Below are 24189 nucleotides of genomic sequence, written 5' to 3'. Positions count from 1 at the left end.
CATGACAAAAAAAACAGACTCAAAAGAATTACCATCATTTGAATACCCTGAAGGATACCAGTTATTTGCCGGTGTTGATGAAGTCGGGCGTGGGCCATTAGTTGGTGCTGTTGTTACTGCGGCTGTAATTTTAGACCCGAATAATCCGATAGAAGGGTTAACAGATTCAAAGAAACTGACAGATAAAAAACGAGAACTACTGTTTCCAGAAATTCAAGAAAAAGCCTTAGCATGGTCACTAGGCCGTTGTGAGGCACATGAAATTGATGAGTTGAATATTCTGCAAGCGACAATGGTTGCGATGCAAAGGGCTATTGCTGGGTTGAAGATAACGCCTGATTTTGCCTTAATTGATGGCAATAAAGTCCCTGATTTACCAATGGCAGGTTTAGCGGTTGTTAAAGGCGATTTACGAGTTCAAGAGATCAGTGCTGCATCCATCATTGCAAAAGTAACTCGTGACAGAGAGATGGAAGAGTTAGATAAAGAATTCCCTCAATATGGATTTGCTAAGCACAAAGGTTATCCAACCAAAGCACACTTTGCTGCGATTGAAGAGCATGGTGTGATTGCTGAACATCGCCGCAGCTTTAAACCCGTTAAGCGTGTGTTAGGAATTGAATAATGTCTGAACCTAAATTCGTACACCTCAGAGTACACAGTGATTTCTCACTAGTGGATGGGCTTTCAAAAGTGCCACCATTAGTGAAAAAAGTCGCTGAGTTAGGAATGCCTTCAATGGCATTGACAGATTTCACCAATTTATGTGGCTTAGTTAAGTATTATTTTGCTGCACATGGTGCTGGTGTTAAACCTATTATTGGGGCCGATTTTAAAGTCCAGTCACCAGAGCTTGGTAAGGAGCTGTTTAATTTAACCATCTTAGCTAAAAATAATGAAGGGTATAAAAACCTAACATTATTGATCTCAAAAGCGTATTTACGCGGACATGTTCAGCATACACCGGTAATAGATAAAGAGTGGTTAATCGAGCATAAAGAAGGCTTAATACTTCTCTCTGGTGGTAAAAGCGGTGATATCGGAAAAGCCTTATTAAAGGGTAATAAAGATCTCGCTCGTGACTGTGTCGCGTTTTATCAAGAACACTTTTCAGAACATTACTATTTAGAGCTAACGCGAACAGGCCGACCTGACGAAGAGAGTTACTTGCACTTCGCTGTTGAGTTAGCCGAAAATGAAGGCCTACCAGTTGTTGCCACCAACGATGTTCGTTTTATTAAAGCCGATGACTTTGATGCGCATGAAATACGCGTGGCAATTCATGATGGTTTTACTTTAGAAGATCCTCGCCGCCCAAAACTCTACAGTGAACAACAATACCTGCGCTCAGAAGAAGAGATGTGTGAACTCTTTTCTGACATACCAGAAGCACTAGAAAACAGCGTTGAAATAGCAAAGCGCTGTAACGTAACGGTACGTCTGGGTGAATACTTTCTGCCTAACTTCCCAACAGAAGGGATGAAGATTGAAGATTTCCTCGTTAAGAAATCTCAAGAAGGTTTAGAAAGACGTTTGGCCTTTTTGTTTCCTGATGAAAAAGTGCGTTTAGAGCGTCGACCTGAATATGATGAACGTCTACAGATAGAGCTTGATGTTATTAACCAAATGGGATTCCCGGGTTACTTCTTGATCGTAATGGAATTTATCCAGTGGTCAAAAGATAACGATATTCCAGTTGGTCCCGGTCGTGGCTCAGGTGCGGGTTCTTTGGTTGCTTATGCTTTAGACATTACCGATCTTGATCCTCTTGAATACGACTTATTGTTCGAACGTTTCTTAAACCCTGAACGTGTATCCATGCCCGATTTTGATATCGATTTCTGTATGGATAAACGTGATCAAGTTATTGATCACGTAGCGGAAATGTATGGCCGTGATGCGGTATCTCAGATCATCACTTTTGGTACCATGGCTGCTAAAGCGGTAATTCGAGATGTAGGTCGAGTACTTGGACATCCTTATGGTTTTGTTGACCGTATTTCTAAGTTAGTACCGCCAGATCCAGGAATGACGCTAGCCAAAGCGTTTGATGCTGAGCCACAACTGCCCGAACTCTATGAGGCGGATGAGGAAGTGAAAGCGCTGATCGATATGTGTCGTATCCTTGAAGGGTGTACACGAAATGCAGGTAAGCATGCGGGTGGCGTTGTTATTTCACCAACGACGATCACAGATTTTGCACCATTATATTGTGATGCAGATGGTAACTTCCCAGTAACTCAATTTGATAAAAATGACGTTGAAACAGCTGGGTTAGTTAAGTTTGACTTCTTGGGTTTAAGAACGTTGACCATTATCGACTGGGCACTAGGCCTAGTTAACCCAAAGCGAGCAAAAGAAGGTAAAGATCCAATTCGAATCGAATCGATTCCTTTGGATGATCAGGCATCATTTAATGTATTACAAAACTCGGAAACGACCGCGGTATTCCAGCTAGAATCCCGTGGTATGAAAGATCTTATCAAGCGTCTACAACCAGACTGTTTTGAAGATATTATCGCATTGGTGGCACTATTCCGTCCGGGACCATTGCAATCAGGCATGGTAGATAACTTTATTGACCGTAAGCATGGTCGAGAAGAGGTTTCATATCCGGATGCAACGTGGCAGCACGAGTCGTTAAAAGAAACGTTAGAGCCAACTTACGGCATTATCTTGTATCAAGAGCAAGTAATGCAGATTGCACAGATCTTAGCGGGCTATACGCTAGGTGGCGCGGATATGCTTCGTCGTGCAATGGGTAAGAAAAAGCCAGAAGAGATGGCAAAACAACGTGGTACCTTTAAAGAAGGTGCAATTGCAAATGGCGTTGATGGCGAGTTGTCGATGAAAATCTTCGACTTGGTAGAGAAGTTTGCAGGTTATGGCTTTAACAAATCTCACTCTGCGGCTTATGCACTCGTTTCTTATCAAACCTTATGGTTAAAAACGCATTATCCAGCGGAATTTATGGCTGCAGTAATGACTGCTGATATGGATAATACGGAAAAAGTCATCGGCTTGGTTGATGAATGTTTCCGTATGAAGTTGAAAGTATTGCCACCAGATGTCAATGCGGGTTTATATCGTTTCAATGTCGATGAAGATGGTGCCATCGTTTATGGTATTGGTGCAATCAAAGGCGTTGGTGAGGGCCCAATTGAAAATATCATCGAAGCACGAAATAAAGGCGGGCATTTCCGTGATTTATTCGATTTTTGTGCTCGCATTGATACAAAGAAAACCAATAAGCGTGTTGTAGAAAAATTGATCCGCTCAGGCGCATTAGATCGACTTGGACCGCATCGTGCAGCATTAATGGCTTCATTAGAGGATGCCATGAAAGCGGCAGGCCAGCATCATCAAGCCGAAGCTTTTGGTCAATCGGATATGTTCGGGGTGTTAACTCAAGCGCCAGAAGAAGTAGAGCAAGCGTATATTCATGTACCAAGATGGCCTGAAAAAGTATGGCTTGAGGGAGAGCGTGAAACATTAGGTCTTTATTTAACTGGACACCCAGTGAATGCCTATATTAAAGAGTTGTCTCGATATACGACTTGGCGATTGAATGATGCTCACGTTACGAGACGTGATCAAACAGTAACAGTTGCAGGTTTAGTGATTGCTGCTAGAGTAATGACCACTAAACGAGGTAATCGTATTGGTTTGATGACATTAGATGACAGATCTGGCCGAATGGAAGTGATGTTGTTCTCAGATGCGCTTGATCGATACGCTGATTTACTAGAAACTGATAAAATAGTGCTCGTTTCGGGACAGGTCAGCTTTGATGATTTCAACGGTGGGCTTAAAATGTCAGCCCGTGAAGTGATGTCATTGGGAGATGCACGAGAAAAATACGCTCGTGGGCTATCCGTTTCTGTTACCGATGCGCAAATTAACAACCAATTTTTTGAACGCTTTAGTCAAATACTAGAGCCGAACCGGGCAGGGACTGTTCCGGTAAATGTATATTATCAGCGAGCTGATGCTCGTGTTAAGTTGGTCTTAGGAACAGAATGGCGAGTGACGCCAACAGACCAACTGATGGATGATTTGAAATCGTTGCTTGGCGAACAGCAAGTCGAGCTTGAATTTAACTAGAATAAATAAGGTTACTAATTTGAGTAGCCTAGAACTAACAAGGATTCTTTAATGAGCCTAAATTTTCTTGAATTTGAAAAACCAATTGCAGAACTAGAAGCTAAGATTGAAGCGCTGCGTGATATTTCTCGTCGTGGTGGAGATAATACGCTTGATCTAGAAAAAGAAATTAAGCAATTAGAAGATAAATGTTTAGAGCTTAAAAAGAAAACATTTAGTGATCTAGGTGCATGGGAAGTTGCTCAACTTGCTCGTCACCCAGAGCGCCCATATGTATTAGATTACATCGAACATATGTTTACCGAGTTTGATGAATTAGCTGGTGATCGTGCTTTTGCTGATGATAAAGCGCTTGTCGGTGGTATTGCTCGTTTAGACGGTCGCCCAGTGATGGTTATTGGTCATCAAAAAGGCCGTGGCACAAAAGAAAAGGTAATACGTAATTTCGGTATGCCAAAACCAGAAGGCTACCGTAAAGCAAAACGATTAATGCAAATGGCAGAGCGCTTTAAAATGCCTATCATTACTTTCATCGATACCGCTGGTGCTTACCCAGGTGTTGGCGCGGAAGAGCGTGGCCAATCTGAAGCGATTGCAATGAACTTAAAAATTATGTCTGAGCTAAGCGTTCCAGTTATTTGTAACGTGGTTGGTGAAGGAGGTTCAGGTGGAGCACTAGCAATTGGTGTGGGTGATTACGTGAACATGCTCCAGTATTCTACTTACTCTGTAATTTCTCCAGAAGGTTGTGCTTCAATCTTATGGCGTGATTCAGATAAAGCACCACAAGCTGCTGAAGCGATGGGCCTTGTCGCTCCTCGCCTAAAAGAGTTAGAGTTGATTGATACGATTATCAATGAACCGCTAGGTGGTGCGCACCGAGATCATAAAACGACCGCTGCAAATATTAAGGCACGTTTGATTGAACAATTGAATGAGCTTGAAGGTTTTGATGAAGAGGCATTGCTTGATCGTCGTTACCAACGCTTAATGAGTTACGGTTACTGCTGATAATTTTTGTCAGATAGAGTAAAGTGAAAGCGAGCCTGAGTGCTCGCTTTTTTATTATCTGGATATATTGTTTATGCTTTATTCTCAATTCTCATCTCAATTAGCTTCTTATCCTGTCGCTACACCACATCTTGTTGTTGCCTTAAGTGGTGGTATTGATTCTATGGTACTTCTTCGGTTGGCATCTATTTATGCTAAAGATAAGCAGCTAGAATGCATTGCCGTCCATGTTAATCATGGTTTAAGTCAGCATGCATATGATTGGGAAGCCGTATGCCAAGTGCATTGTGATTCTTTAGCAATCCCATTAAATATTGAGCGGGTTCAACTTGTTGTGAGCGCTCAAGATAGTTTGGAAGAGGTAGCAAGAAAAGCACGCTATAAAGCATTAGATAAGCATATGCAGGCCAATAGCTTATTACTTACGGGTCAACATCAAGATGACCAAGCCGAAACCTTTTTTTTGGCCCTAAAAAGAGGCAGTGGACCGGCTGGGTTATCCTCTATGCCATCAATTACGCCTTTATCTCAAGGTTATAAGTGTCGGCCATTACTTTCTGTTTCTCGAACTGAGATTGAGCAGTACGGACAAGAAAACCAACTTGAATGGGTTGAAGATGAAAGTAATAACGATACGCGGTTTGATCGTAATTTTTTACGTCATGATGTTGTGCCTAATTTAGTTCAACGTTGGCCAAGTTTTACTTCTGCGGTATCCCGTAGTGCTCAGTTGTGTGCCGAGCAAGAAAGTCTGCTAAATGAATTACTTTCCCCAAAGCTGGTAGAGTTTCAAAATGCGTATCAAGGTATTTCTATTTTACGATTGATCCATGAATCGCCATTAGCTCGTAATATGTTATTAAGATTATGGTTAAAGCAGTTTGCTATTCCTTTGCCAAGCCAAGTACAACTTGGTGTGCTATGGAATGAAGTGGCGCAAGCAAAAGAAGATGCGAACCCTACATTAGCACTTGGCTCTGTTCAACTTAGACGCTCCCAAGGTTATTTATACTGTTTGCCTCATTATGAAGAACTGTCTGAGTGGAGAAGTGAGCTAAAGGATAAGTTACTATTACCAGACGCCCTTGGGAAACTGACCTTGTTACCAGTAGTGGCAGAGGATAAAGCCGCTACCATTACCTCTTCAAATCAAGAGGCTTTGTTATTAAGAGCACCTTCAGAAAACGAGAAAGTTGAAGTACGTTTTAATGTGGTAGGTTTAACGCCTCATCCTGAAGCTCGTCAGCACAGTCGAAAAATGAAAAAGTTATATCAAGAGTATGAAGTACCCAGTTGGCAAAGAACTCGAATGCCAATGGTTTTTTATAATGATGAACTGGCTGCTGTTGCGGGCTTATTTGTTTGTAAAAAATTTTCAGGCGAAGAATGTGAGCTACACTGGCATAAAACTGAATTTGAATAGACATTGATAACTAACTTGGCAAAATAACCAAAAATAATAAGGAGCAATGGAATGAAAAAAATAATTGGATTGGCGTTTGTCGCTTTATTTGCATCAGCACCAACACTAGCGGCAGGGGATGCGGCAGCAGGAAAAGCAAAATCGACGATATGTGCTTCTTGTCATGGCGCTGATGGTATTGCGGTTATTCCAGGTTATCCAAACCTGAAAGGTCAAAATGCTCAATATATTGAATCTTCATTGAAAGCGTATAAAAATAAGCAACGCAGTGGTGGTAATTCAGCTGTAATGCAACCAATGGCAGCAATGTTAAGTGATACCGATATGGCAAATTTAGCAGCCTATTATTCGACAATGAAGTAATGTAATTCCTAGGTTGTATGTTCGCTTTGGCTCAAGGATAATAGGCGGATACTATTTATGAATGTTAAGGGACTAATATGAAAAAGATCGAAGCCATTATTAAGCCATTTAAACTTGATGATGTGCGTGAAAGCCTTGCTGATGTCGGAATTACAGGTATGACTGTCTCTGAAGTTAAAGGTTTTGGTCGTCAAAAAGGTCATACAGAGTTGTACCGTGGCGCTGAATATATGGTTGATTTTTTACCTAAAGTGAAATTAGAAATCGTAGTTACTGATGACGTGGTTGATCAGTGTGTTGATGCGATTATTGAAACGGCGCAAACAGGTAAAATTGGTGATGGTAAAATCTTTATCACAGATGTGAGTCGAGTTATTCGTATCCGTACGGGGGAAGAAGACGAAGACGCAATTTAATACCCACATAAACATGAGTATCTGCTAATCTAGTTAGCATTATTACTATTTTAAGGAAGGAGTGATGATTCACTCCTTTTTTTGTTTATGAAAATGAAAACCCGCTTATTATCATGTGCTGCGATTGCTGTTGGTTTAACGTTGACGGCAAAGGCATTTATTTTCACTGTACCTACAGATCCTGAATTTATTGAGATCTCCTCAACACCAGAGCAAGTTGTTCCTCAATATAAATCCGGTTGTGCTCAGTTTGATGTTTCTGCACCGATTGACCGTAATGGTCAATTGAATGTATTGGTGTGGAATATTTATAAACAACAGAAAGTGGATTGGGAAAAAGCATTAAAGGCATTATCTGAACCATCAGATTTAGTGTTGCTGCAAGAAGCCATTCTAACGCCCGAGCTAAAGCAATTTGTGATTGATAGATCGTACTCAGCAGAATTAGTGCGTGCCTTTGATGTGTTTGATACTAGCGCAGGTGTATTAACGTTAGCAAAATCGCCGGCAACCAAAGTGTGTGCGCATACCGCAATAGAGCCTTGGCTTCGCTTGCCTAAATCGGCACTATTGTCTGAATATAAACTCTCGAATGGTGAAAACTTGATGGTTGTTAATCTTCATGCGATTAACTTTACCTTAGGAACTGAAGATTATAAAAACCAAATAGAGTCGCTCTCTAAGGAGGTCGAAGAACAGCAAGGTCCTTTAATTGTTGCAGGTGATTTTAATTCTTGGAGTGATGCAAGGTTAAGTGAATTAACCCAGCAAACTGAACGGTTGAATTTAAAAGAAGTGATCTTTACACCAGATGAAAGAATGCGTTTTATTACAGGCTTACCGTTAGACCATATTTTTTATCGTGGATTAAAAGTAAAAGAAGCGCACTCAATAAAGAGCAACGCTTCTGATCATAACCCTTTACAGGTAAGTTTTAGCCTGAAAACGCGGTAACAAAGCCCCACAATGTAAAGCAGCTAACCCAAGGTAGAATGGCAATGATAAGTGCCTTTGAGCGCTCTAAGTCTGTCCATGCGCCTAAAGCAGCATAGCTTAGCGCAATATACCAAGGCATTAGTAGTGGGAAAGAACTCGCATAAGCAGACCAGTGATCTGTCATTGGCAACTTCATTAAGCCATTTAAGCTGTTTAAATCGGCAGCGTAAGGCATGATATTCGCGTGATTAAGCAATAGGCTAGCGTAACTTGCGATATCACCAATTAATGCAGGGAACATCACAATGGTGCTGCCTGCTACCCATTTGAAGTAACCGTGCTGATATTGGCTCTGTTTTGTTGCCAGTTTGAACCACAATGCTAATAGCAGAATAGTCGCAGTTCGGCCCATAACATCGTTAATCACTTCGCCGGCCAGTAATATCTCTTTAGTTAACCATTCAGGTTGAACTTGCCCACCAATACTTTCTATTTGGGCGGTTAAGTTAGTGGTTACCCATTCGAAATTCACTAAATCGAAATAGGTTCCCCAAAACATGAATGGTGCGAAGACCAATAAAATATAAGGTAGCCATGCCCATTTGCCACGCTCGTATAGCGCGGCAAAACAGTCAGCAGGTGAGCGGAAGATATCGACCAATAAGATCAATGGATTTGAAGACGGTGTCATACGTTTACCTTAGTAACATCAACGTAAAGTTTTAATTTTTGACCTGGCTTAATGTAAGAGCCACGTCCGATGTTATTCCATTTCATAACATCTGTCACAGAGACACTGAATTTCTGTGCGATAGAGCTTAGGTTATCCCCTTGTCTGATTTTATAATGTACAGTTCGGATGATTGCGCCATCAGAACTGTTTTTCCAAATCACTAAGTTCTGACCTACGCGTAATGAATCTTTCGGTGCCATGCCATTCCATTTTGCTAAATCACGGTATGAAATTGAGTTATCACGCGCGATGCTCCATAAGCTTTCACCGTCTTTTACTTTATGACTTAGTTTATATTTACCTTTGGCTTTTGCTTGTGTTTTCTTTAAGCGCTGAGGTGCACTTAATGCATAAGTTTTATTGCCTTGAGAAGCGGTTGGAATAAGTAAGTGTTGCCCAACACGAATACTAGAACCATTTAAATCATTGGTTTGTTCTATGATTTTTGTTGTTGTGTTGTGTTTTACTGCAAGCTGACTAATCGTATCACCAGGTTGTACTTTATAGCGTACAACTTTCATGGTTTTATCACCATTCTTCTTTAGGTTCGCATTAAATTGCGCTACATTTTCAATAGGTAGCAATAGGTGGTATGGACCATCTGGAGAGGTTGCCCATTGGTTATAAGCTGGGTTATAACCTTGCAATTCGGTAATTGAAATACCAGCAAATTCTGCAGCAATGGCAAGATCTAATTGTTGCTTAGGATCAACCATTTCTAAAACAGGTTTGTTTGGAATAGGTGGCAGCTCTACGCCATATTTCTCATGGTTTTTAATGATATCTGCTAATGCTAATAGTTTTGGAACATAGCCACTGGTTTCTTTTGGTAAATCTAATGAGAAGAAATCGGTTGGTTTGCCTAATCTTTTATTTTTCTTAATGGCTCTTGATACGCGGCCTGCACCACTATTGTATGACGCGATAGATTGCTGCCAGTTACCATCAAAGCGACGGTCAAAATATTCCATATAGTCTAAAGCTGCGTTTGTGGCTGCTGGTACATCACGACGACCGTCATACCACCAATTACGTTCTAGCTTAAAGCGATCGGCAGTTCCGGGTACAAACTGCCATAAACCGGCCGCACTGCCGTGAGAATACGCAAATGGGTCAAATGAACTTTCAACTACAGGAAGCAAAACAAGCTCCATAGGTAAGTCACGTTTTTCAATTTCAACGGTGATCATATACAAGAAGGGCTTCGCGCGCTTTGCAACGGTACGCAAATGACTTGGGTGCTTGATGTACCAATTACGGTAATAATCAATCGATTCATGCTTTGGAATAGGCATGTCTAATTGCATAGCAATGCGTTGCCAAACATCTTCTTGTTCTTGTGGTGTTGGTGCTGGCTTCTCAACTGGTGTTGTTTTTACTGGTGTAGTATCTGGTTTTGAAGGCGCAACTATCGATGATGAAGTTCCTGAGGTGTTGTCAGTTTGATTTTCTTCAGGTGAGGGTACAGTTTGACAGCCTGCAAGTAATGCCAATCCAATCCAGTGGAGTTTAAATTTCATTGTGTATTGCCTTCAGTGTGTTGCGCCAACCTCTTTGACGAGATTGGCATTCATATTTTTTATTTGGAGACGGATAATACGTTGCAACCACACTTCAAACAAGTTTCCTACTTAAAACTCATCTTTCCATCTTCTTAATGCGGCAAAGGTCTCAACTTCTGTATTGTCGTTAACCTTGTTTGCTACGGCGTGTTTAACCGCAGGTTCATTGGTTCTTAAGAAGGGGTTGATTAGTTTCTCACGTTGAAGTGTTGATGGAAGTGTCGACTTACCATGAGCTCTAAGTCGCAATACTTTTTCTCTGTATTGCTGTAGATAATCATTATCTGGCTCAACAGCAAGGGCAAAAGCTAAGTTTGATGCAGTGTATTCATGAGCACAATACACTTCAGTTTCATCGGGTAGGGCAGCTAATTTTTGTAGTGAATTAAACATTTGCTCTGCGGTTCCTTCAAATAATCGTCCGCAGCCAGCAGAGAATAAGGTATCACCACAAAATAGTTTTTCATCACCGATATAAGCTATATGCCCTTTAGTGTGGCCTTCAACGCCAAGTACCATAAACTTTTCATCAAATATCTCAACAAAGTCACCGTCGCTAACTGGGTGTGTTAACGTTGGAATCGGTTCATTTTCGGGGCCAACAACATTAACGCTTGGAAATTGTCGGACAAGTTCAGGTACACCACCAATATGGTCATGGTGGTGGTGAGTAATTAAAATAGCATCTAAAATAAAGCCATCAGCGTTGATTGCTTCTAAAACAGGGGCTGCATCACCTGGGTCAACTACAACACAGTGATTATCATTGTTGTGAATTAACCAAATGTAATTATCATTAAATGCAGGTATGCTTTTGATAGTTAGCATTAACCTTTCTCCAAATTCGATGTCATAAAATAGTTATAGGTAACGATATTGATTAAGCCAGCACTGCTTGATAAAAAAATTGAGAAACCGCATTCATGGTCAGATATTCCTCACGGTATATGGATAAGTGAGTTGATTCAGTCTCGCCTTGATGAATGGTGTCCGAAACTGTTTGGCTATCATATGCTTAAAATTGGTGGTTTGAGTGCTGAACTCGAGAGTCGCTTTTGTAATATTAAACACCAAGTAAACCTAGATAACAAAAATTCATTACGAAATATTACGTCTGATTTACCTCAACTTCCTTTTTTAGAAAAAAGTATTGATGCTTGCGTGCTTGCTCATCAGCTTGATTATTCATCAGATCCTCATCAATTATTAAGAGAGGTTGATCGGGTATTAATTAATGATGGTTATGTTATTTTAACTGGGTTTAACCCAATGAGTGCGATAGGGCTTGCTAGCTTATTCCCATGGAGAAAAAATAACCTACCGTGGAGTGGGCGAATGTTTACACCACATCGAATCAAAGATTGGCTTAGTGTGTTAAATTTTGAAGTAGTCTACAGTGACTGTTTTGCACTAGCGCCTTTAACTCGCTATCGCACAATATGGACTTGGTTTGAAAATTTAGGTGGGGATTCTGTTAAGCCAATCAGTGGTATCTATTTTATCGTAGCAAGAAAGCGTACCTATCCATTGCGACCGATTAAATCTGCTTGGAAAAAGAAGCCGAAATTGGCTCCTATTTCAGTCGCTCAAACACATCAGAGTAGAGTTAAGTCAGATTAGCCAGGATAACCCGCATCATCTTTAGTCGGGTTTTCTGCTGCTGTTCTTGCTAGTTCATCACACATTTCATTTTCACGATGACCAGCGTGACCCTTAACCCAGCGCCAATCTATAGTGTGGCGTTCTGCTTCTGCATCTAATTGCTTCCAAAGATCTGCATTAACAACCGGTTTCTTATCCGCTTTTTTCCATCCACGTTTTTTCCAACCGTGAATCCATTGTGTGATCCCTTGGCGCACATATTGGCTATCGGTTGTTAATACCACAGAACAAGGCTCTTTAAGGGTACGTAAAGCAATAACCGCTGCTAACATCTCCATACGGTTATTTGTGGTTAGATTAAACCCTTCAGAAAAGGTTTTTTCGGTCCCTTTATAGCGCATTACAATACCGTATCCACCTGGACCTGGGTTACCTAAACAAGAACCATCTGTGAAAATTTCAACCTGCTTCATTATCTCTGTTATCATTAGAAGAATTTAGAAATAGTCTGACACAAATGAGCCTATGAATACTAGCGACAATTCCCCGAATCGAATTATTGTTCTCGATACAGAAACCACAGGTATGAACTTTTCTGGTGGGCCAGTTTATGAAGGTCACCGTATTGTTGAGATTGGTGCAGTTGAGATCATCAACCGAAAATTAACCGGTAATCATTTTCATGTATACATCAAGCCTGATCGATTAATTGATCTTGAGGCGATTGATGTACATGGTATTACTGATGAGTTTTTGTATGACAAACCAGAGTATAAAGACATACATGATGAATTTTTAGCCTTCATAAAAGGCGCGGAGCTGGTTGCTCATAACGCCCCCTTTGATGTTGGCTTCATGGATTATGAGTTCAGTAAATTAAACAAGCTTATCGGTACTACAGATCAGTATTGTAAGATTACCGATACCTTGGCTATGGCGAAGAAAATCTTCCCAGGTAAGCGTAATAACCTTGATATTCTTTGTGAGCGCTATGGAATTGATAACTCACATCGTACGCTTCACGGCGCTTTACTCGATGCAGAAATTCTAGCTGATGTTTATTTATTAATGACGGGTGGGCAAACAAGCTTGAGTTTTAATGCTGGTAATCAATCCGATTCCTCAGAAGAAAGCATTAAAAGATTGAATTCAGGAAGAAAAGGATTAAAGGTTTTGCATGCTACGGCCGATGAAATAGAAGCGCATGAAAAGCGCTTAGATATCGTTGGTGATGCTTGTTTGTGGCGTAGTTAGGAGTGTAATATGTGGCGGTTATTGATCATTGTACTGTTTTTCCCAATGCTTTCTTGGGCAAAGAGTACTGAAATGTCGTGGCTGGATAACCGTTTTCGTGTTGATCCAACCATAAAGCAAGTCTCTTTTTTAGTTTATAGAGAAAAAGCATCACAAGCCGTAACGCTCGTTCGTCCTGATGGCACTAAATACTACGCATGGGAACACCCAGAGCATGTAGCTTGGTATGAAGAAAATGGCATGGATATTATCTCTATCGAAAATCCAATGCCGGGGCCTTGGCAGGCGATAGGTAAGATCACACCTAAAAATAAAGTTAAGATATTATCTAACCTTACTTTGAATGTAGATACATTACCTAAAAAGCTATATCAATCAGAAAGTTTGAAGTTTACAGCCCGATTATTACAAGATGGTAAGCCATTAGTATTACGAGATTTTTTAAATCGTATCAAACTCAATGTGACGTTTACTCCTTACCTTGCTAATGAAAAAGAATTGGTGAAAGAAGCGCGCCCACTAGCTGAAGTTCTAGGGACTTTTGAAGATGATGGACAAGATCTTGATGAAGTTGCTGCAGATGGCGTATTTACGGTAAATCTACCTATTAATGTTAAACCTGGAAAATACTGGGTTCGAATTCAATCTCGCAATGGTGTATTTCTACGTACAGTAGAGCAAGACGTATTAGTTTACCCTACGCCGATTCGAGCGAGTTTTATCCAAGCACGTAATGAAAACCTTTCTCACACTATGAGTGTTGATACTGAAGGTGGCGTTATTAAGAGCGGTTCACTTGCGGCTCATATTGAGCAAATCGACCCAAATAAAGTGGTAACTATTACTCAATCTCAAGCTGGGAAAGAGGAGAATAAACTGTATTTCGATTTACCTAATAGCTATCTTCCTGGTAAAAATTCGTGGTTAGGATGGGTGTATGCCACCGATCTCGCGACTTCTCGTCCGCTTCATTTTTATCTTGGTAAACACAACTATGGTGTTACTGAGCCCATCGATTTAAAAGCAGCGTATGAAGCAAGACGGTTAGAAGAAGCTGCTCAGCGTAAGATTGAAGAACAGAAAAAGCGAGAAGAAGATCGTGCAGAGGCGCGTAAGTGGTTTTGGATTTATATTGGCGTTGGTAATTTACTTATCATTGTTCTTATTTTTGGCGGTATTTTTGGTTGGAAAAAAATAAAATCAATTAAAGAGAAAAAAGCGGCAGCACCTAAGTCAGAAAAGTTGTCGATGCCACCACCTCCTAAAGTTTAAGTCGCAGTATTAAATATAAGGCCGCAGAAATGCGGCTTTTTTATTGATTCTTTATTTTGATACATGTTCCTGATTACCTTTCGAATTCCGCTTATTAGACTACACTTAAAGTGAAGCAAAAAATTAGGTGGTTATCATGGTTAAAAATAAAGTGTAATTTCAAAAAAAGCATTTAATACAGGGGCTTACTTCACAGTTAGGTACCGAAAAATAATGCCGTAAACGACGGTTTGATATGCGGTGGCCTGCTGGTTATCGTTGTGACTGTCTTTAAAACCACAGAATTAACGAGTTAGGCAAAGCGCATTTAACGCCAAAATCACTGGTTATCTCTGATGGTTTATCTTGCTTTAAAGGCGTTGAGAAAGGAGAAGTGTTTAACTATGCTATCTTTACAGGTGGCGGATCTGATTGCGTTAAATTACCCTATTTTCAATGGGCCAATACAATGATTAGTAATGTGAAGACTCAATGCATGGGACTTACCATGCAATAAGCAAGAAACCTCTTCCTCGTTATTTGGGAGCGTTTTTTTTGAGTTCAATAGGCGCTTCAATCTTGAAAAGTTGCTTGATCAGCTTATTTACTCAAGTATTCAAACTGCACCGATGCCAGAGCGGTTGCTTAAGCTAGCGGATTCTTGGTGGTAATCAGGTGCTTTTTTGTAACTAACATTTCGATTAAATATAATCTACTCAATTATTGATAGGGGATCTATTTTGGATAAGTATAAGGCAACGTTAGAAGCGGCTTTTAAAGATCAATTAATAAAAAATAATAAAGTTACACTGAGTAATTTAATTGGTTGTGGGCTGCTAGGTGTTGATAATAACAGCGTTGATTATTTATCCATTGAAGAGATTATTTACTTAAAGTTAGTTGTTAACTTGAATAGTTCACTTACAGCTTAAAATTAAAATAGGTTAAAATAAAAAGGCCAGAGTAGTAACTCTGGCCTTTTGCTATCTATTAAGGTCAATCTATTACGCTATTTTACTGTGCTCAAATTCATTCGTTTGAGGTTTTACAATAAGTTCGCTTGGATCAAAGTCTTCAACACTAATTGTTGCTAAACGACTTTTCTCGGCTTTACGTAGTAAAAGCGCCTCTTTATCCGAGATAATGTTTAGTTCTAAACCGACTTTAGCAACACGGTCTAACTGCATAAATGGTAGGCGTTGTTTTGATTCTTTACATACTCGGTCATAAATTGGCTCAGCAGTTAAGATATCAATTAATGCTTCTTCCATTTTTCCTACTGGATTAAATCGGCTTGCCTCCAAGAATAACCCACGACCAATTCGGCTACGTACACCTGATGGTTCTTGAAGAATACGAGCCAGTTTATGGTCTAGTTTGTCACTTGGACGCTGACGACGTAACCCTGTCGGTAATAAGATAAAACGCATTGCACCTGCAACAAATCGATTAGGGAAGTTAGACAACAACCCATCAATTGCTTGCTCTGCTTGGTGCAGTGAATCTTGAACACTCCATTGTACTAACGCTAAATCTTCTTTTTGACGCCCTTCATCATCAAAGCGTTTTAATGTTGATGTCGTTAAATAAAGTTGACTCAATACATCACCAAGACGAGCTGACATACGCTCACGACGTTTTAAGCTACCACCGAGCACTGCCATTGAAATGTCTGATAGTAAAGCAAGGTTAGTACTGTAGCGGTTTACTTGTTGATAATAACGCTTTGTTTCATCACTAAATGGGGCTTTAGAACCACGGCCATCAGTTAAACCAAACCACAGTGAGCGAACAAAGTTACTGATACCAAAGCCAATATGGCCAAATACAGCAGCATCGAACTTTTCAAGAGAGGCTTGTTTGTCTTCTAAATAAGCCGCATCCATTTCTTCAAGTACGTAAGGATGACAGCGAATCGCGCCTTGACCATAAATGATCATTGAACGAGTCAGAATATTTGCACCTTCAACCGTAATTGCAATTGGGGAGCCTTGGTAACCACGCGCTAAGAAGTTTGAACTACCTAAACAGATCCCTTTACCTCCGGCGATATCCATACCGTCAATGGCTATACGTTGCGCACGATGAGTACAGTGGTATTTTACAATTGCAGAGATAACCGATGGTTTTTCACCTTGAACGATACCAGCCACAGTTAAGCTGCTTGCCGCATCCATCATGTAAGCGTTACCAGCCATACGTGCCAATGGCTCTTCAATCCCTTCCATTTTACCAATCGGTAGTTTGAACTGACGACGAATTCGCGCATAAGCACCTGTTGCAAGGGCTGCTGTTTTTGCACCACCTGTTGCATTTGATGGTAGCGTAATACCGCGGCCAACTGACAAGCATTCCACCAGCATACGCCAACCATGGCCTGCCATTTTTTCACCACCGATAATGTAATCTAATGGAACAAACAGATCATTACCTTGGGTTGGACCATTTTGGAATGGCACATTAAGAGGGAAATGACGACGACCAATCTTTACGCCTTCTAAATTTGTAGGGATAAGCGCACAGGTAATACCAAGGTTCTTTTTATTCCCTAATAAACCATCGGGATCTTGAAGCTTAAATGCTAGGCCTAATACCGTAGCTACAGGCGCAAGAGTGATGTAACGCTTATTCCAAGTAATGCGCATGCCGACAACTTCTTTACCTTGCCACATTCCCTTAGTTACGATGCCAAAATCAGGAATAGAGCCCGCATCAGAGCCCGCCTCAGGACTTGTTAGCGCAAAACATGGGATCTCTTTACCTTCTGCCAAGCGGGGTAAGTAGTGGTTTTTCTGATCTTCTGTACCATAGTGTTGCAGTAGTTCCCCTGGGCCTAATGAGTTAGGTACACCAACGGTAATAGAGAGTACACCAGAGACACTGGTCAATTTTTGTAATACACAAGACTGTGCATACGCAGAAAACTCTAAACCGCCGTATTTTTTCTTAATGATCATGGCGAAGAACTTATGGTCTTTCAGATATTGCCATACCTCAGGAGGCAAGTCGGCAAGCTCATGTGTCACTTCATAGTCGTTTACCATGCGACACACTTCAGTTACAGGACCATCCATAAAGGCTTGCTCTTCAGCGGATAAGGTATTTTTGGGAATATTATGTAGAAATTTCCAATCAGGATTACCTTTAAATAGCTCAGCTTCCCACCAAACGGTTCCCGCTTCAATCGCATCTTTTTCCGTTTGTGACATTTCAGGCATCACGCCTTTAAACATAGCTAATGCTTTATTACTGAAGAGGGATTGCCTTACTGAAGGAATATTTAATGGTACCGAAATAGCTAAGAAAACAGCCCATGTAATAGGGCCGGCGTAACCTAGCCCGGAACTAACGGCAAGGATCCCTGCGGTTACTAAGGTTGCAGTTCGCAAAGATTGTTGATGGTAACTTAATGCAGCAAGTGCAATTACAGTTGCTAATAGTGTCAGGGCCATGTGATTCTCCTTTTCCGGCGCTGCTCTGTTTGTAGGAACAGAGGTGATTGCGATACTCGGTCGTAATGTTATTGTTGGAGTGTTATCTGATAAGAGGTCTAACCAGTTGAGTTAAGTGTAGCGCCAATGTTAATAAAAAGTAAACAACAATAGTGGTCAAAAAGTGATCCAGCTTGAGTAATTAATAAACAATCTGTTTTTTTCACTGCTTGATATCTAATTTTTTTAGAGAAATAGGGAGAAATATATAGGCGAGTAGAAGAAATATAGGGAGGATCTCTTTTAAAGATTTCGTGGGATAGGTACACTGAGAATAACCCCAAATTAGGGAACATAATAAAAGAGAGTATCCTATGTCTTATCAAGATCTGATCCGTTCTGAATTAACAGAAGCCGCTCAAGTACTGAATGACTTTTTAGCTGATGATAAAAACCTTGCTCAAATTGAGTTAGCGGCTAAAACCATTGCCGATTCATTTAAACAAGGCGGTAAAGTATTGTCTTGTGGTAACGGTGGCTCTCACTGTGATGCAATGCATTTTGCTGAAGAGTTAACAGGGCGTTACCGTGAAAACCGCCCAGGTTACCCAGGGATTGCGATTTCAGATCCAAGCCATTTGTCGTGTGTGAGTAATGACTTTGGTTATGAGCATGTTTTTTCTCGCTACACTCAAGCAGTAGGCTCTAAAGGCGATGTTTTATTTGGTTTATCGACGTCAGGCAATTCAGGTAATATCTTAAAAGCCATCGAAGCAGCTAAAGAAAAAGGCATGAAAACCATTGCCCTTACTGGCAAAGATGGCGGCAAGATGGCGGGTTTAGCCGATGTGGAAATTCGAGTTCCTCATTTTGGCTATGCGGATCGTATCCAAGAAATCCACATTAAAATTATCCATATCGTGATTCAATTAATTGAAAAAGAAATGGAAAAATAATTCATCAAGAGTCAATGTCGAACTTATAACCGTTTGATGTTGGCTTGATTGCGAATAAAGGAGTAGCGCAAATATGTGTGAATTACTCGGAATGAGTGCAAATGTACCAACCGATATTTGTTTTAGTTTTAAAGGGTTAGTTCAGCGTGGTGGCAATACTGGACCGCATCGTGACGGTTGGGGAATTACTTTTTATGAAGGGAAAGGATTTCGCACATTTAAAGACCCAAAACCGAGTTGTCACTCAAAGATAGCGAAGCTTGTTCAAGATTACCCTATCAAAAGTAAAGCGGTTATCAGTCATATTCGACAAGCAAATCGCGGTGACGTTAACCTAGAAAATACACATCCTTTTACGCGAGAGTTATGGGGGAAGTATTGGACGTTTGCTCATAATGGTCAGTTGACTGGGTTTGATGAGTTATCGACAGGACGTTTTCGACCTGTAGGTGAAACAGACAGTGAGCGTGCTTTTTGCTGGTTATTAAATCAATTAGAGGATAAATACCCAGAGCCGCCGCAAGATATGATGTTAATGTTTGAGTTTGTCTCTGAGTGCTGTGACCACCTTCGAGGATTAGGCGTATTTAATATGCTTTTGAGCGACGGTGAGTATTTAATGACTTATTGCTCGAATAACTTACATTGGATCACAAGACGTGCACCTTTTGGTCAAGCGTCGTTGATTGATGAGGATGTCACGATTGATTTTCATAAAGAAGCAGACCCAAATGACGTGGTTTCTGTCGTTGTAACTCGCCCATTAACAGATAATGAAGAGTGGCACAAAATGAAAGTTGGTGAATACGCGTTGTTTCATTTTGGAGAATTGATTGCAGGCAATCACGATACGGTACCAGAAATGGCGCCACCACCATCGGAATGCCCAATTAATGCTTAAAATTTATGTAAAAAATACCATTGATAGATAATGTCGATGGGCATTTTTATATTATTCCGTCTCTAATCCTGACGGTCCCAATACGTTCCCATCTAAGACAGCTTTACCATCTTGCATTATCAATCGTTCTTCAGCTAACCACTTAGCCACCATTGGGTAGATTACATGCTCTTGAGCTTGTACGCGTGATGCTACCTCTTCTGCAGTATCATTTTCAAAGATTGGCACTTTCGCTTGTAGTATGACTGGGCCACCATCTAACTCAGGAGTAACAAAATGAACACTGGTGCCATGTTCTTTATCACCGGCATCAATTGCGCGTTGATGAGTGTGTAGCCCTGTGTATTTTGGTAAAAGAGAAGGGTGAATGTTCAGCATTTTCCCTTGATAGCGAAGCACAAAATCTTCACTTAAAATACGCATAAAACCGGCAAGAATAATCACATCAGGCTGATGAAGATCGATAAGAGTCGCTAAGGCTTGATCGTACTTCTCGCGATTATCGTATCCTTTTGCACTTAATGAGTGAACATTAATACCAGCATTAATGGCTCTTTGTAATCCAAAAGCATCGCTTTTATTTGAAATGACGGCGCTAATATGGGCGTTTGGAATGTTGCCACCACAAGCATCGATAAACGCTTGTAGGTTGCTGCCACTTCCTGAGACTAATACAACAATATTCTTCATTATAATTATCTTATTTTGTTTAATATTAATATCGACCATTCGAGCACAAATGGCAGATATAAAAAAGGTGATCGAATAATTGATCACCTTTTATTTTTTCTTTATGAACGAGTTCAAAGTTTAGTGAAATCGATTAGCGGATCTCTACTTGCTCTTCACCTTGTTCAGCGGTAGCCACTTCACCAATAACCCAAGCGTTTTCGCCTTCGGCATTCAGTAGAGCAACAGCTTGTTCTGCTTGATCTTTTGGAAGTGCAATAACAAGGCCTACACCACAGTTAAAGGTACGGTACATTTCGTAAGTATCCACGTTCCCTTTTTCTTGTAGCCAGTTGAAGATTGCAGGCCATTCCCAGCTGTTGCCATCAACAACCGCTTTTGTTCCTTTTGGAAGTACGCGTGGGATATTCTCCCAGAAACCACCACCAGTAATATGAGAAATGGCATGAATATCATGCTCAGCAATCATGTTTAGTGCTGATTTAATGTAGATTTTTGTTGGTTCGATTAGGTGAGCGGCAATAGTTTTACCATTCAGTTCTTCGTTAAGATCGGCATTTGATACTTCAAGGATCTTACGAATTAATGAGTAACCATTTGAGTGTGGACCGCTTGAGCCTACTGCGATTAGAGCATCACCAGCCGCTACTTTCGTGCCGTCGATAACGTCTTCTTTTTCAACAACACCAACACAGAATCCAGCAACGTCGTAATCTTCGCCTTCATACATGCCTGGCATTTCAGCGGTTTCGCCACCGATTAATGCACAACCTGCTTGAATACAGCCTTCACCGATACCGGTGACTACTTCAGCTGCTACATCAATATCAAGTTTACCTGTTGCATAATAATCAAGGAAGAACAGTGGTTCTGCACCTTGAACAATCAGGTCATTAACACACATAGCAACTAAGTCGATACCGATAGTATCGTGCTTGTTTAAATCTAATGCTAAACGCAACTTAGTACCAACACCGTCAGTACCAGAAACAAGAAGAGGTTGCTTGTATTTAGTCGGAAGTTCACATAGCGCACCAAAACCACCAATGCCGCCCATTACTTCTGGGCGACGAGTGCGTTTCACTACGCCTTTAATTCGATCAACAAGTGCATTACCAGCATCAATGTCTACGCCAGCATCTTTGTAGCTAAGAGAAGTTTTGTTGTCGCTCACGGAGGTGTCCTCGCCATAGGTTGGATTTCAAAAATCCGCGCCATTCTAACAGCACAATGTAAAAAGGGAAACGTTTGCGTAAGGAAAATTGCATAAATTTTGTAATAAAAAATAATAAGTTCGGTAAATGCTTTTACGAGGTATAAAATATTTTCTTATAACGTCATTTTTCAATTCAAAATTATGTATAATTAGAAGGTTTGATTAATGTATCAGTATCTGGAGTCAGAAATGAAAGTTGTTGAAGTAAAACATCCGCTAATAAAACACAAAATTGGTTTAATGCGTGAAGGCGAAATCAGCACTAAGCGTTTTCGTGAATTAGCAACAGAAGTAGGTAGTCTACTAACGTATGAAGCAACATCAGATTTTGAAACAGAAAAAGTAACTATCAATGGCTGGAATGGCCCTGTTGAAGTTGACCAAATTAAAGGAAAAAAAGTAACAGTAGTACCAATTCTTCGTGCCGGTCTTGGCATGATGGATGGTGTTTTAGAGCACATCCCAAGCGCACGTATCAGTGTTGTTGGTATTTACCGTGACGAAGAAACTCTTGAACCTGTACCATACTTCAACAAATTGGCTTCTAACATCGATGAGCGTATTGCTCTTGTTGTTGACCCAATGCTAGCTACTGGCGGTTCTATGATTGCAACTCTGGATCTTCTTAAAGAGAAAGGTTGTAAGCACTTTAAAGTGCTTGTACTTGTTGCTGCTCCAGAAGGTATTGAAGCGCTAGAAAAAGCACACCCAGATGTAGAGCTTTACACTGCGGCTATCGATGAGAAGCTAAATGACAAAGGTTACATCGTACCTGGTCTTGGCGATGCTGGTGATAAGATCTTCGGTACTAAATAATTTAGTTTAGAAACTAGAAATGAAGAATTAAACAAAGGCTTGATGAATTAATGATCAAGCCTTTTCTTTACCTAGAACCTAGTGTTATTGATCGTCTTCCATTTGTGCGTTATCAACAACATGACTTTCGCCTAAATCATTAGGAAGAATTAAATTAAGCGCAATCGCAACGATACCACACAGACTTACGCCTTGAAGGTTAAAGTCACCAATACCTACCGCCATGCCACCGATACCAAACACAAGCGTTACACCAACAATGGTAAGATTGCGTGCTTTATGCAAGTCGACTTGGTTTTTAATCAAAGTGTTTAAACCAACAGTAGCAATCGAGCCAAACAGTAAAATCATAATCCCGCCCATAACGGGTACTGGAATAGTTTGGAGCATTGCGCCTAATTTACCAACCAAAGCAAGAACAATGGCACATACCGCCGCCCACGTCATTATTACTGGATTAAACGCTTTAGTTAGCATAACAGCACCAGTTACTTCACTGTAAGTTGTATTTGGTGGAGCACCAATTAATGATGCGGCCATTGTTGCTACGCCATCACCAGTGAGTGTGCGATGTAATCCTGGTTTTTTAAGGTAATCTTTTCCGGTTACATTTGAGATAGCCAACATATCACCAACGTGTTCAACGGCTGGTGCAATTGCTACTGGGATCATGAATAGAATGGCATTAATATTAAATTCAGGAAACGTGAAATTAGGCAGTGCAAACCAAGCGGCTTGATGAACTGGAGTGAAATCGACTACGCCAAAAATAAGACTTAAAGAATAACCTACAATAATGCCAGAGAGGATTGGCAGCAGTTTGAAAAAACCTTTAGAGAAAACACTCACTGCAATAGTGGTAAATAACGAAGCTGCCGCAATCCAGAAAGCAAGTTGCCCATCAACTAATTGAAATGCACCATCGCCAGTTTTACCTAAAGCCATATTTACTGCTGTTGGCGCAAGCCCTAAACCAATAACCATGATGACCGGACCAACAACCACTGGAGGCAGTAATTTATGAATAAAAGCAACGCCTCTCACTTTAATCACGGCACCTAAAATGACATAAACAAATCCAGCAACCATTAAGCCCCCCATAGTCGCAGGAATGCCCCATGTTTGGGTGCCATAAATAATTGGAGCAATAAAGGCAAAGGAGGAGGCAAGGAAGATAGGGACAGATCGACGAGTAACTAATTGAAAGATAAGAGTACCAACACCAGCACCGAACAGAGCAACATTAGGGTCTAAGCCAGTAAGAAGGGGAACAAGAACGAGCGCACCAAATGCAACGAACAGCATTTGAAAACCTTGGAACAAATTGTAAAGCATTTCCATTTCCAGTAATGAATTTGAGGGATTCTATCACTATTCCATTAATAAATATCTTGATTTAGCTCGTGAAAAAATAAAACTTTTATGCTTTGTATCACTTTAATAGCTTGAAAGTTAGATCTGAGTCAATTCGAATCCTTGCTGAATAAGGGGATAGCCCTTATTATCAGCAGTAGATTATAAAAG

General features: G+C 40.6%; 22 protein-coding genes and 1 pseudogene. 15 read left to right on the top strand and 8 right to left on the bottom strand.

Going from position 1 to position 24189, the window contains the following annotated elements; all coding sequences use genetic code 11:
• Nucleotide 1: 1 nt before the first annotated feature.
• The 7 genes from rnhB to F8B77_RS05145 all read left to right on the top strand — a co-directional run bounded on the left by rnhB (nucleotide 2) and on the right by F8B77_RS05145 (nucleotide 8271).
• Nucleotides 2-625 carry a ribonuclease HII gene (gene rnhB / locus F8B77_RS05175; protein ID WP_151654330.1) on the top strand — a complete coding sequence of 208 codons (624 nt, stop codon included), beginning with the start codon at nucleotides 2-4 and terminating at the stop codon, nucleotides 623-625.
• On the top strand, nucleotides 625-4104 hold the full coding sequence (dnaE, locus tag F8B77_RS05170; RefSeq protein ID WP_151654328.1) for a DNA polymerase III subunit alpha: 3480 nt from the start codon (nucleotides 625-627) through the stop codon (nucleotides 4102-4104). The genes rnhB and dnaE overlap by 1 nt, the downstream gene beginning before the upstream one ends.
• Nucleotides 4105-4155: 51 nt before the next feature.
• Nucleotides 4156-5115, top strand: coding sequence for an acetyl-CoA carboxylase carboxyl transferase subunit alpha (accA, locus tag F8B77_RS05165; protein ID WP_151654326.1), 960 nt, complete (start codon nucleotides 4156-4158; stop codon nucleotides 5113-5115).
• Between the two features lie 73 nt (nucleotides 5116-5188).
• Nucleotides 5189-6538, top strand: a complete 1350-nt coding sequence (tilS, locus tag F8B77_RS05160) for a tRNA lysidine(34) synthetase TilS (protein ID WP_151654324.1) — start codon at nucleotides 5189-5191, stop codon at nucleotides 6536-6538.
• Nucleotides 6539-6589: 51 nt separating this feature from the next.
• Nucleotides 6590-6901 carry a c-type cytochrome gene (locus tag F8B77_RS05155; RefSeq protein ID WP_151654322.1) on the top strand — a complete coding sequence of 104 codons (312 nt, stop codon included), beginning with the start codon at nucleotides 6590-6592 and terminating at the stop codon, nucleotides 6899-6901.
• A gap of 77 nt (nucleotides 6902-6978) precedes the next feature.
• The gene (gene glnB / locus F8B77_RS05150; RefSeq protein WP_060991646.1) at nucleotides 6979-7317 is read left to right on the top strand and encodes a nitrogen regulatory protein P-II; all 339 of its coding nucleotides are present in this window, start codon (nucleotides 6979-6981) and stop codon (nucleotides 7315-7317) included.
• Between the two features lie 87 nt (nucleotides 7318-7404).
• Complete coding sequence (locus tag F8B77_RS05145; RefSeq protein WP_151654320.1) at nucleotides 7405-8271, top strand: endonuclease/exonuclease/phosphatase family protein; 867 nt, start codon at nucleotides 7405-7407, stop codon at nucleotides 8269-8271.
• Here F8B77_RS05145 and F8B77_RS05140 read toward each other — a convergent pair.
• The 3 genes from F8B77_RS05140 to gloB form a co-directional block, all read right to left on the bottom strand.
• Nucleotides 8252-8944, bottom strand: a complete 693-nt coding sequence (locus tag F8B77_RS05140; RefSeq protein ID WP_130047693.1) for a YIP1 family protein — start codon at nucleotides 8942-8944, stop codon at nucleotides 8252-8254. The genes F8B77_RS05145 and F8B77_RS05140 overlap by 20 nt on opposite strands.
• Complete coding sequence (locus F8B77_RS05135) at nucleotides 8941-10506, bottom strand: LysM peptidoglycan-binding domain-containing protein (protein ID WP_151654318.1); 1566 nt, start codon at nucleotides 10504-10506, stop codon at nucleotides 8941-8943. The genes F8B77_RS05140 and F8B77_RS05135 overlap by 4 nt, the downstream gene beginning before the upstream one ends.
• 111 nt (nucleotides 10507-10617) lie before the next feature.
• Entirely contained in the window at nucleotides 10618-11376 is a 759-nt protein-coding gene (gene gloB, locus F8B77_RS05130; protein WP_151654316.1) for a hydroxyacylglutathione hydrolase, read from the bottom strand.
• 51 nt (nucleotides 11377-11427) lie between these two features.
• On the opposite strand from gloB, the gene F8B77_RS05125 reads away from it, so the two are divergent.
• On the top strand, nucleotides 11428-12168 hold the full coding sequence (locus F8B77_RS05125; RefSeq protein ID WP_208846090.1) for a methyltransferase domain-containing protein: 741 nt from the start codon (nucleotides 11428-11430) through the stop codon (nucleotides 12166-12168).
• Here F8B77_RS05125 and rnhA read toward each other — a convergent pair.
• A complete protein-coding gene (gene rnhA, locus F8B77_RS05120) occupies nucleotides 12165-12638 on the bottom strand; it encodes a ribonuclease HI (RefSeq protein WP_151654312.1) in 474 nt (157 codons plus the stop codon). The genes F8B77_RS05125 and rnhA overlap by 4 nt on opposite strands.
• A gap of 37 nt (nucleotides 12639-12675) precedes the next feature.
• Between rnhA and dnaQ the strand changes: the two genes are divergently transcribed.
• The 4 genes and pseudogenes from dnaQ to F8B77_RS05100 all read left to right on the top strand — a co-directional run bounded on the left by dnaQ (nucleotide 12676) and on the right by F8B77_RS05100 (nucleotide 15587).
• Nucleotides 12676-13404: a DNA polymerase III subunit epsilon gene (dnaQ, locus tag F8B77_RS05115; RefSeq protein WP_130044060.1), complete on the top strand. Its 729-nt coding sequence runs from the start codon at nucleotides 12676-12678 to the stop codon at nucleotides 13402-13404.
• A 9-nt stretch (nucleotides 13405-13413) separates the two neighbouring features.
• Nucleotides 13414-14676: a TIGR03503 family protein gene (locus F8B77_RS05110; protein WP_151654310.1), complete on the top strand. Its 1263-nt coding sequence runs from the start codon at nucleotides 13414-13416 to the stop codon at nucleotides 14674-14676.
• A 257-nt stretch (nucleotides 14677-14933) separates the two neighbouring features.
• A pseudogene (locus F8B77_RS05105) lies at nucleotides 14934-15326 on the top strand (transposase); the annotation flags it as partial.
• Nucleotides 15327-15395: 69 nt separating this feature from the next.
• A complete protein-coding gene (locus F8B77_RS05100; protein WP_151654308.1) occupies nucleotides 15396-15587 on the top strand; it encodes a hypothetical protein in 192 nt (63 codons plus the stop codon).
• Between the two features lie 72 nt (nucleotides 15588-15659).
• Here F8B77_RS05100 and fadE read toward each other — a convergent pair whose 3' ends face one another.
• Nucleotides 15660-18107 carry an acyl-CoA dehydrogenase FadE gene (gene fadE / locus F8B77_RS05095; protein ID WP_151654307.1) on the bottom strand — a complete coding sequence of 816 codons (2448 nt, stop codon included), beginning with the start codon at nucleotides 18105-18107 and terminating at the stop codon, nucleotides 15660-15662.
• Between the two features lie 353 nt (nucleotides 18108-18460).
• On the opposite strand from fadE, the gene lpcA reads away from it, so the two are divergent.
• Together lpcA and F8B77_RS05085 are read left to right on the top strand one after the other, a co-directional pair.
• Nucleotides 18461-19042, top strand: a complete 582-nt coding sequence (lpcA, locus tag F8B77_RS05090; RefSeq protein ID WP_151654305.1) for a D-sedoheptulose 7-phosphate isomerase — start codon at nucleotides 18461-18463, stop codon at nucleotides 19040-19042.
• Nucleotides 19043-19115: 73 nt separating this feature from the next.
• Nucleotides 19116-19943 (top strand): class II glutamine amidotransferase, encoded by an 828-nt coding sequence (locus F8B77_RS05085; RefSeq protein WP_151654303.1) that lies wholly within the window; start codon nucleotides 19116-19118, stop codon nucleotides 19941-19943.
• A gap of 51 nt (nucleotides 19944-19994) precedes the next feature.
• Here the strand turns inward: F8B77_RS05085 and purN are convergent, their stop codons facing one another.
• The gene (purN, locus tag F8B77_RS05080; protein WP_208846080.1) at nucleotides 19995-20633 is read right to left on the bottom strand and encodes a phosphoribosylglycinamide formyltransferase; all 639 of its coding nucleotides are present in this window, start codon (nucleotides 20631-20633) and stop codon (nucleotides 19995-19997) included.
• 133 nt (nucleotides 20634-20766) lie between these two features.
• A complete protein-coding gene (gene purM, locus F8B77_RS05075; protein WP_151654301.1) occupies nucleotides 20767-21807 on the bottom strand; it encodes a phosphoribosylformylglycinamidine cyclo-ligase in 1041 nt (346 codons plus the stop codon).
• 231 nt (nucleotides 21808-22038) lie between these two features.
• Between purM and upp the strand changes: the two genes are divergently transcribed.
• The gene (gene upp / locus F8B77_RS05070) at nucleotides 22039-22665 is read left to right on the top strand and encodes a uracil phosphoribosyltransferase (protein WP_005420493.1); all 627 of its coding nucleotides are present in this window, start codon (nucleotides 22039-22041) and stop codon (nucleotides 22663-22665) included.
• Nucleotides 22666-22749: 84 nt separating this feature from the next.
• Here upp and F8B77_RS05065 read toward each other — a convergent pair whose 3' ends face one another.
• On the bottom strand, nucleotides 22750-24000 hold the full coding sequence (locus tag F8B77_RS05065) for a uracil-xanthine permease family protein (protein ID WP_151654298.1): 1251 nt from the start codon (nucleotides 23998-24000) through the stop codon (nucleotides 22750-22752).
• Nucleotides 24001-24189 lie beyond the last annotated feature (189 nt).

Origin of the sequence: Aliivibrio finisterrensis, assembly GCF_008933155.1 — a bacterium.
In the GTDB taxonomy this organism is placed as follows: domain Bacteria; phylum Pseudomonadota; class Gammaproteobacteria; order Enterobacterales; family Vibrionaceae; genus Aliivibrio; species Aliivibrio finisterrensis.
The sequence above is the reverse complement of the archived record's forward strand: the minus strand, read 5'-3'. Positions and strand labels throughout refer to the sequence as shown.

Coding starts and splice junctions, on each gene's coding strand:
- dnaQ (WP_130044060.1), top strand. CDS start 12,676: ATGAATACTAGCGACAATTCCCCGAATCGAATTATTGTTCTCGATACA.
- accA (WP_151654326.1), top strand. CDS start 4,156: ATGAGCCTAAATTTTCTTGAATTTGAAAAACCAATTGCAGAACTAGAA.
- lpcA (WP_151654305.1), top strand. CDS start 18,461: ATGTCTTATCAAGATCTGATCCGTTCTGAATTAACAGAAGCCGCTCAA.
- fadE (WP_151654307.1), bottom strand. CDS start 18,107: ATGGCCCTGACACTATTAGCAACTGTAATTGCACTTGCTGCATTAAGT.
- F8B77_RS05135 (WP_151654318.1), bottom strand. CDS start 10,506: ATGAAATTTAAACTCCACTGGATTGGATTGGCATTACTTGCAGGCTGT.
- upp (WP_005420493.1), top strand. CDS start 22,039: ATGAAAGTTGTTGAAGTAAAACATCCGCTAATAAAACACAAAATTGGT.
- F8B77_RS05140 (WP_130047693.1), bottom strand. CDS start 8,944: ATGACACCGTCTTCAAATCCATTGATCTTATTGGTCGATATCTTCCGC.
- tilS (WP_151654324.1), top strand. CDS start 5,189: ATGCTTTATTCTCAATTCTCATCTCAATTAGCTTCTTATCCTGTCGCT.
- gloB (WP_151654316.1), bottom strand. CDS start 11,376: ATGCTAACTATCAAAAGCATACCTGCATTTAATGATAATTACATTTGG.
- F8B77_RS05155 (WP_151654322.1), top strand. CDS start 6,590: ATGAAAAAAATAATTGGATTGGCGTTTGTCGCTTTATTTGCATCAGCA.
- purN (WP_208846080.1), bottom strand. CDS start 20,633: ATGAAGAATATTGTTGTATTAGTCTCAGGAAGTGGCAGCAACCTACAA.
- F8B77_RS05065 (WP_151654298.1), bottom strand. CDS start 24,000: ATGCTTTACAATTTGTTCCAAGGTTTTCAAATGCTGTTCGTTGCATTT.
- F8B77_RS05110 (WP_151654310.1), top strand. CDS start 13,414: ATGTGGCGGTTATTGATCATTGTACTGTTTTTCCCAATGCTTTCTTGG.
- F8B77_RS05085 (WP_151654303.1), top strand. CDS start 19,116: ATGTGTGAATTACTCGGAATGAGTGCAAATGTACCAACCGATATTTGT.
- rnhA (WP_151654312.1), bottom strand. CDS start 12,638: ATGATAACAGAGATAATGAAGCAGGTTGAAATTTTCACAGATGGTTCT.
- dnaE (WP_151654328.1), top strand. CDS start 625: ATGTCTGAACCTAAATTCGTACACCTCAGAGTACACAGTGATTTCTCA.
- rnhB (WP_151654330.1), top strand. CDS start 2: ATGACAAAAAAAACAGACTCAAAAGAATTACCATCATTTGAATACCCT.
- F8B77_RS05145 (WP_151654320.1), top strand. CDS start 7,405: ATGAAAATGAAAACCCGCTTATTATCATGTGCTGCGATTGCTGTTGGT.
- glnB (WP_060991646.1), top strand. CDS start 6,979: ATGAAAAAGATCGAAGCCATTATTAAGCCATTTAAACTTGATGATGTG.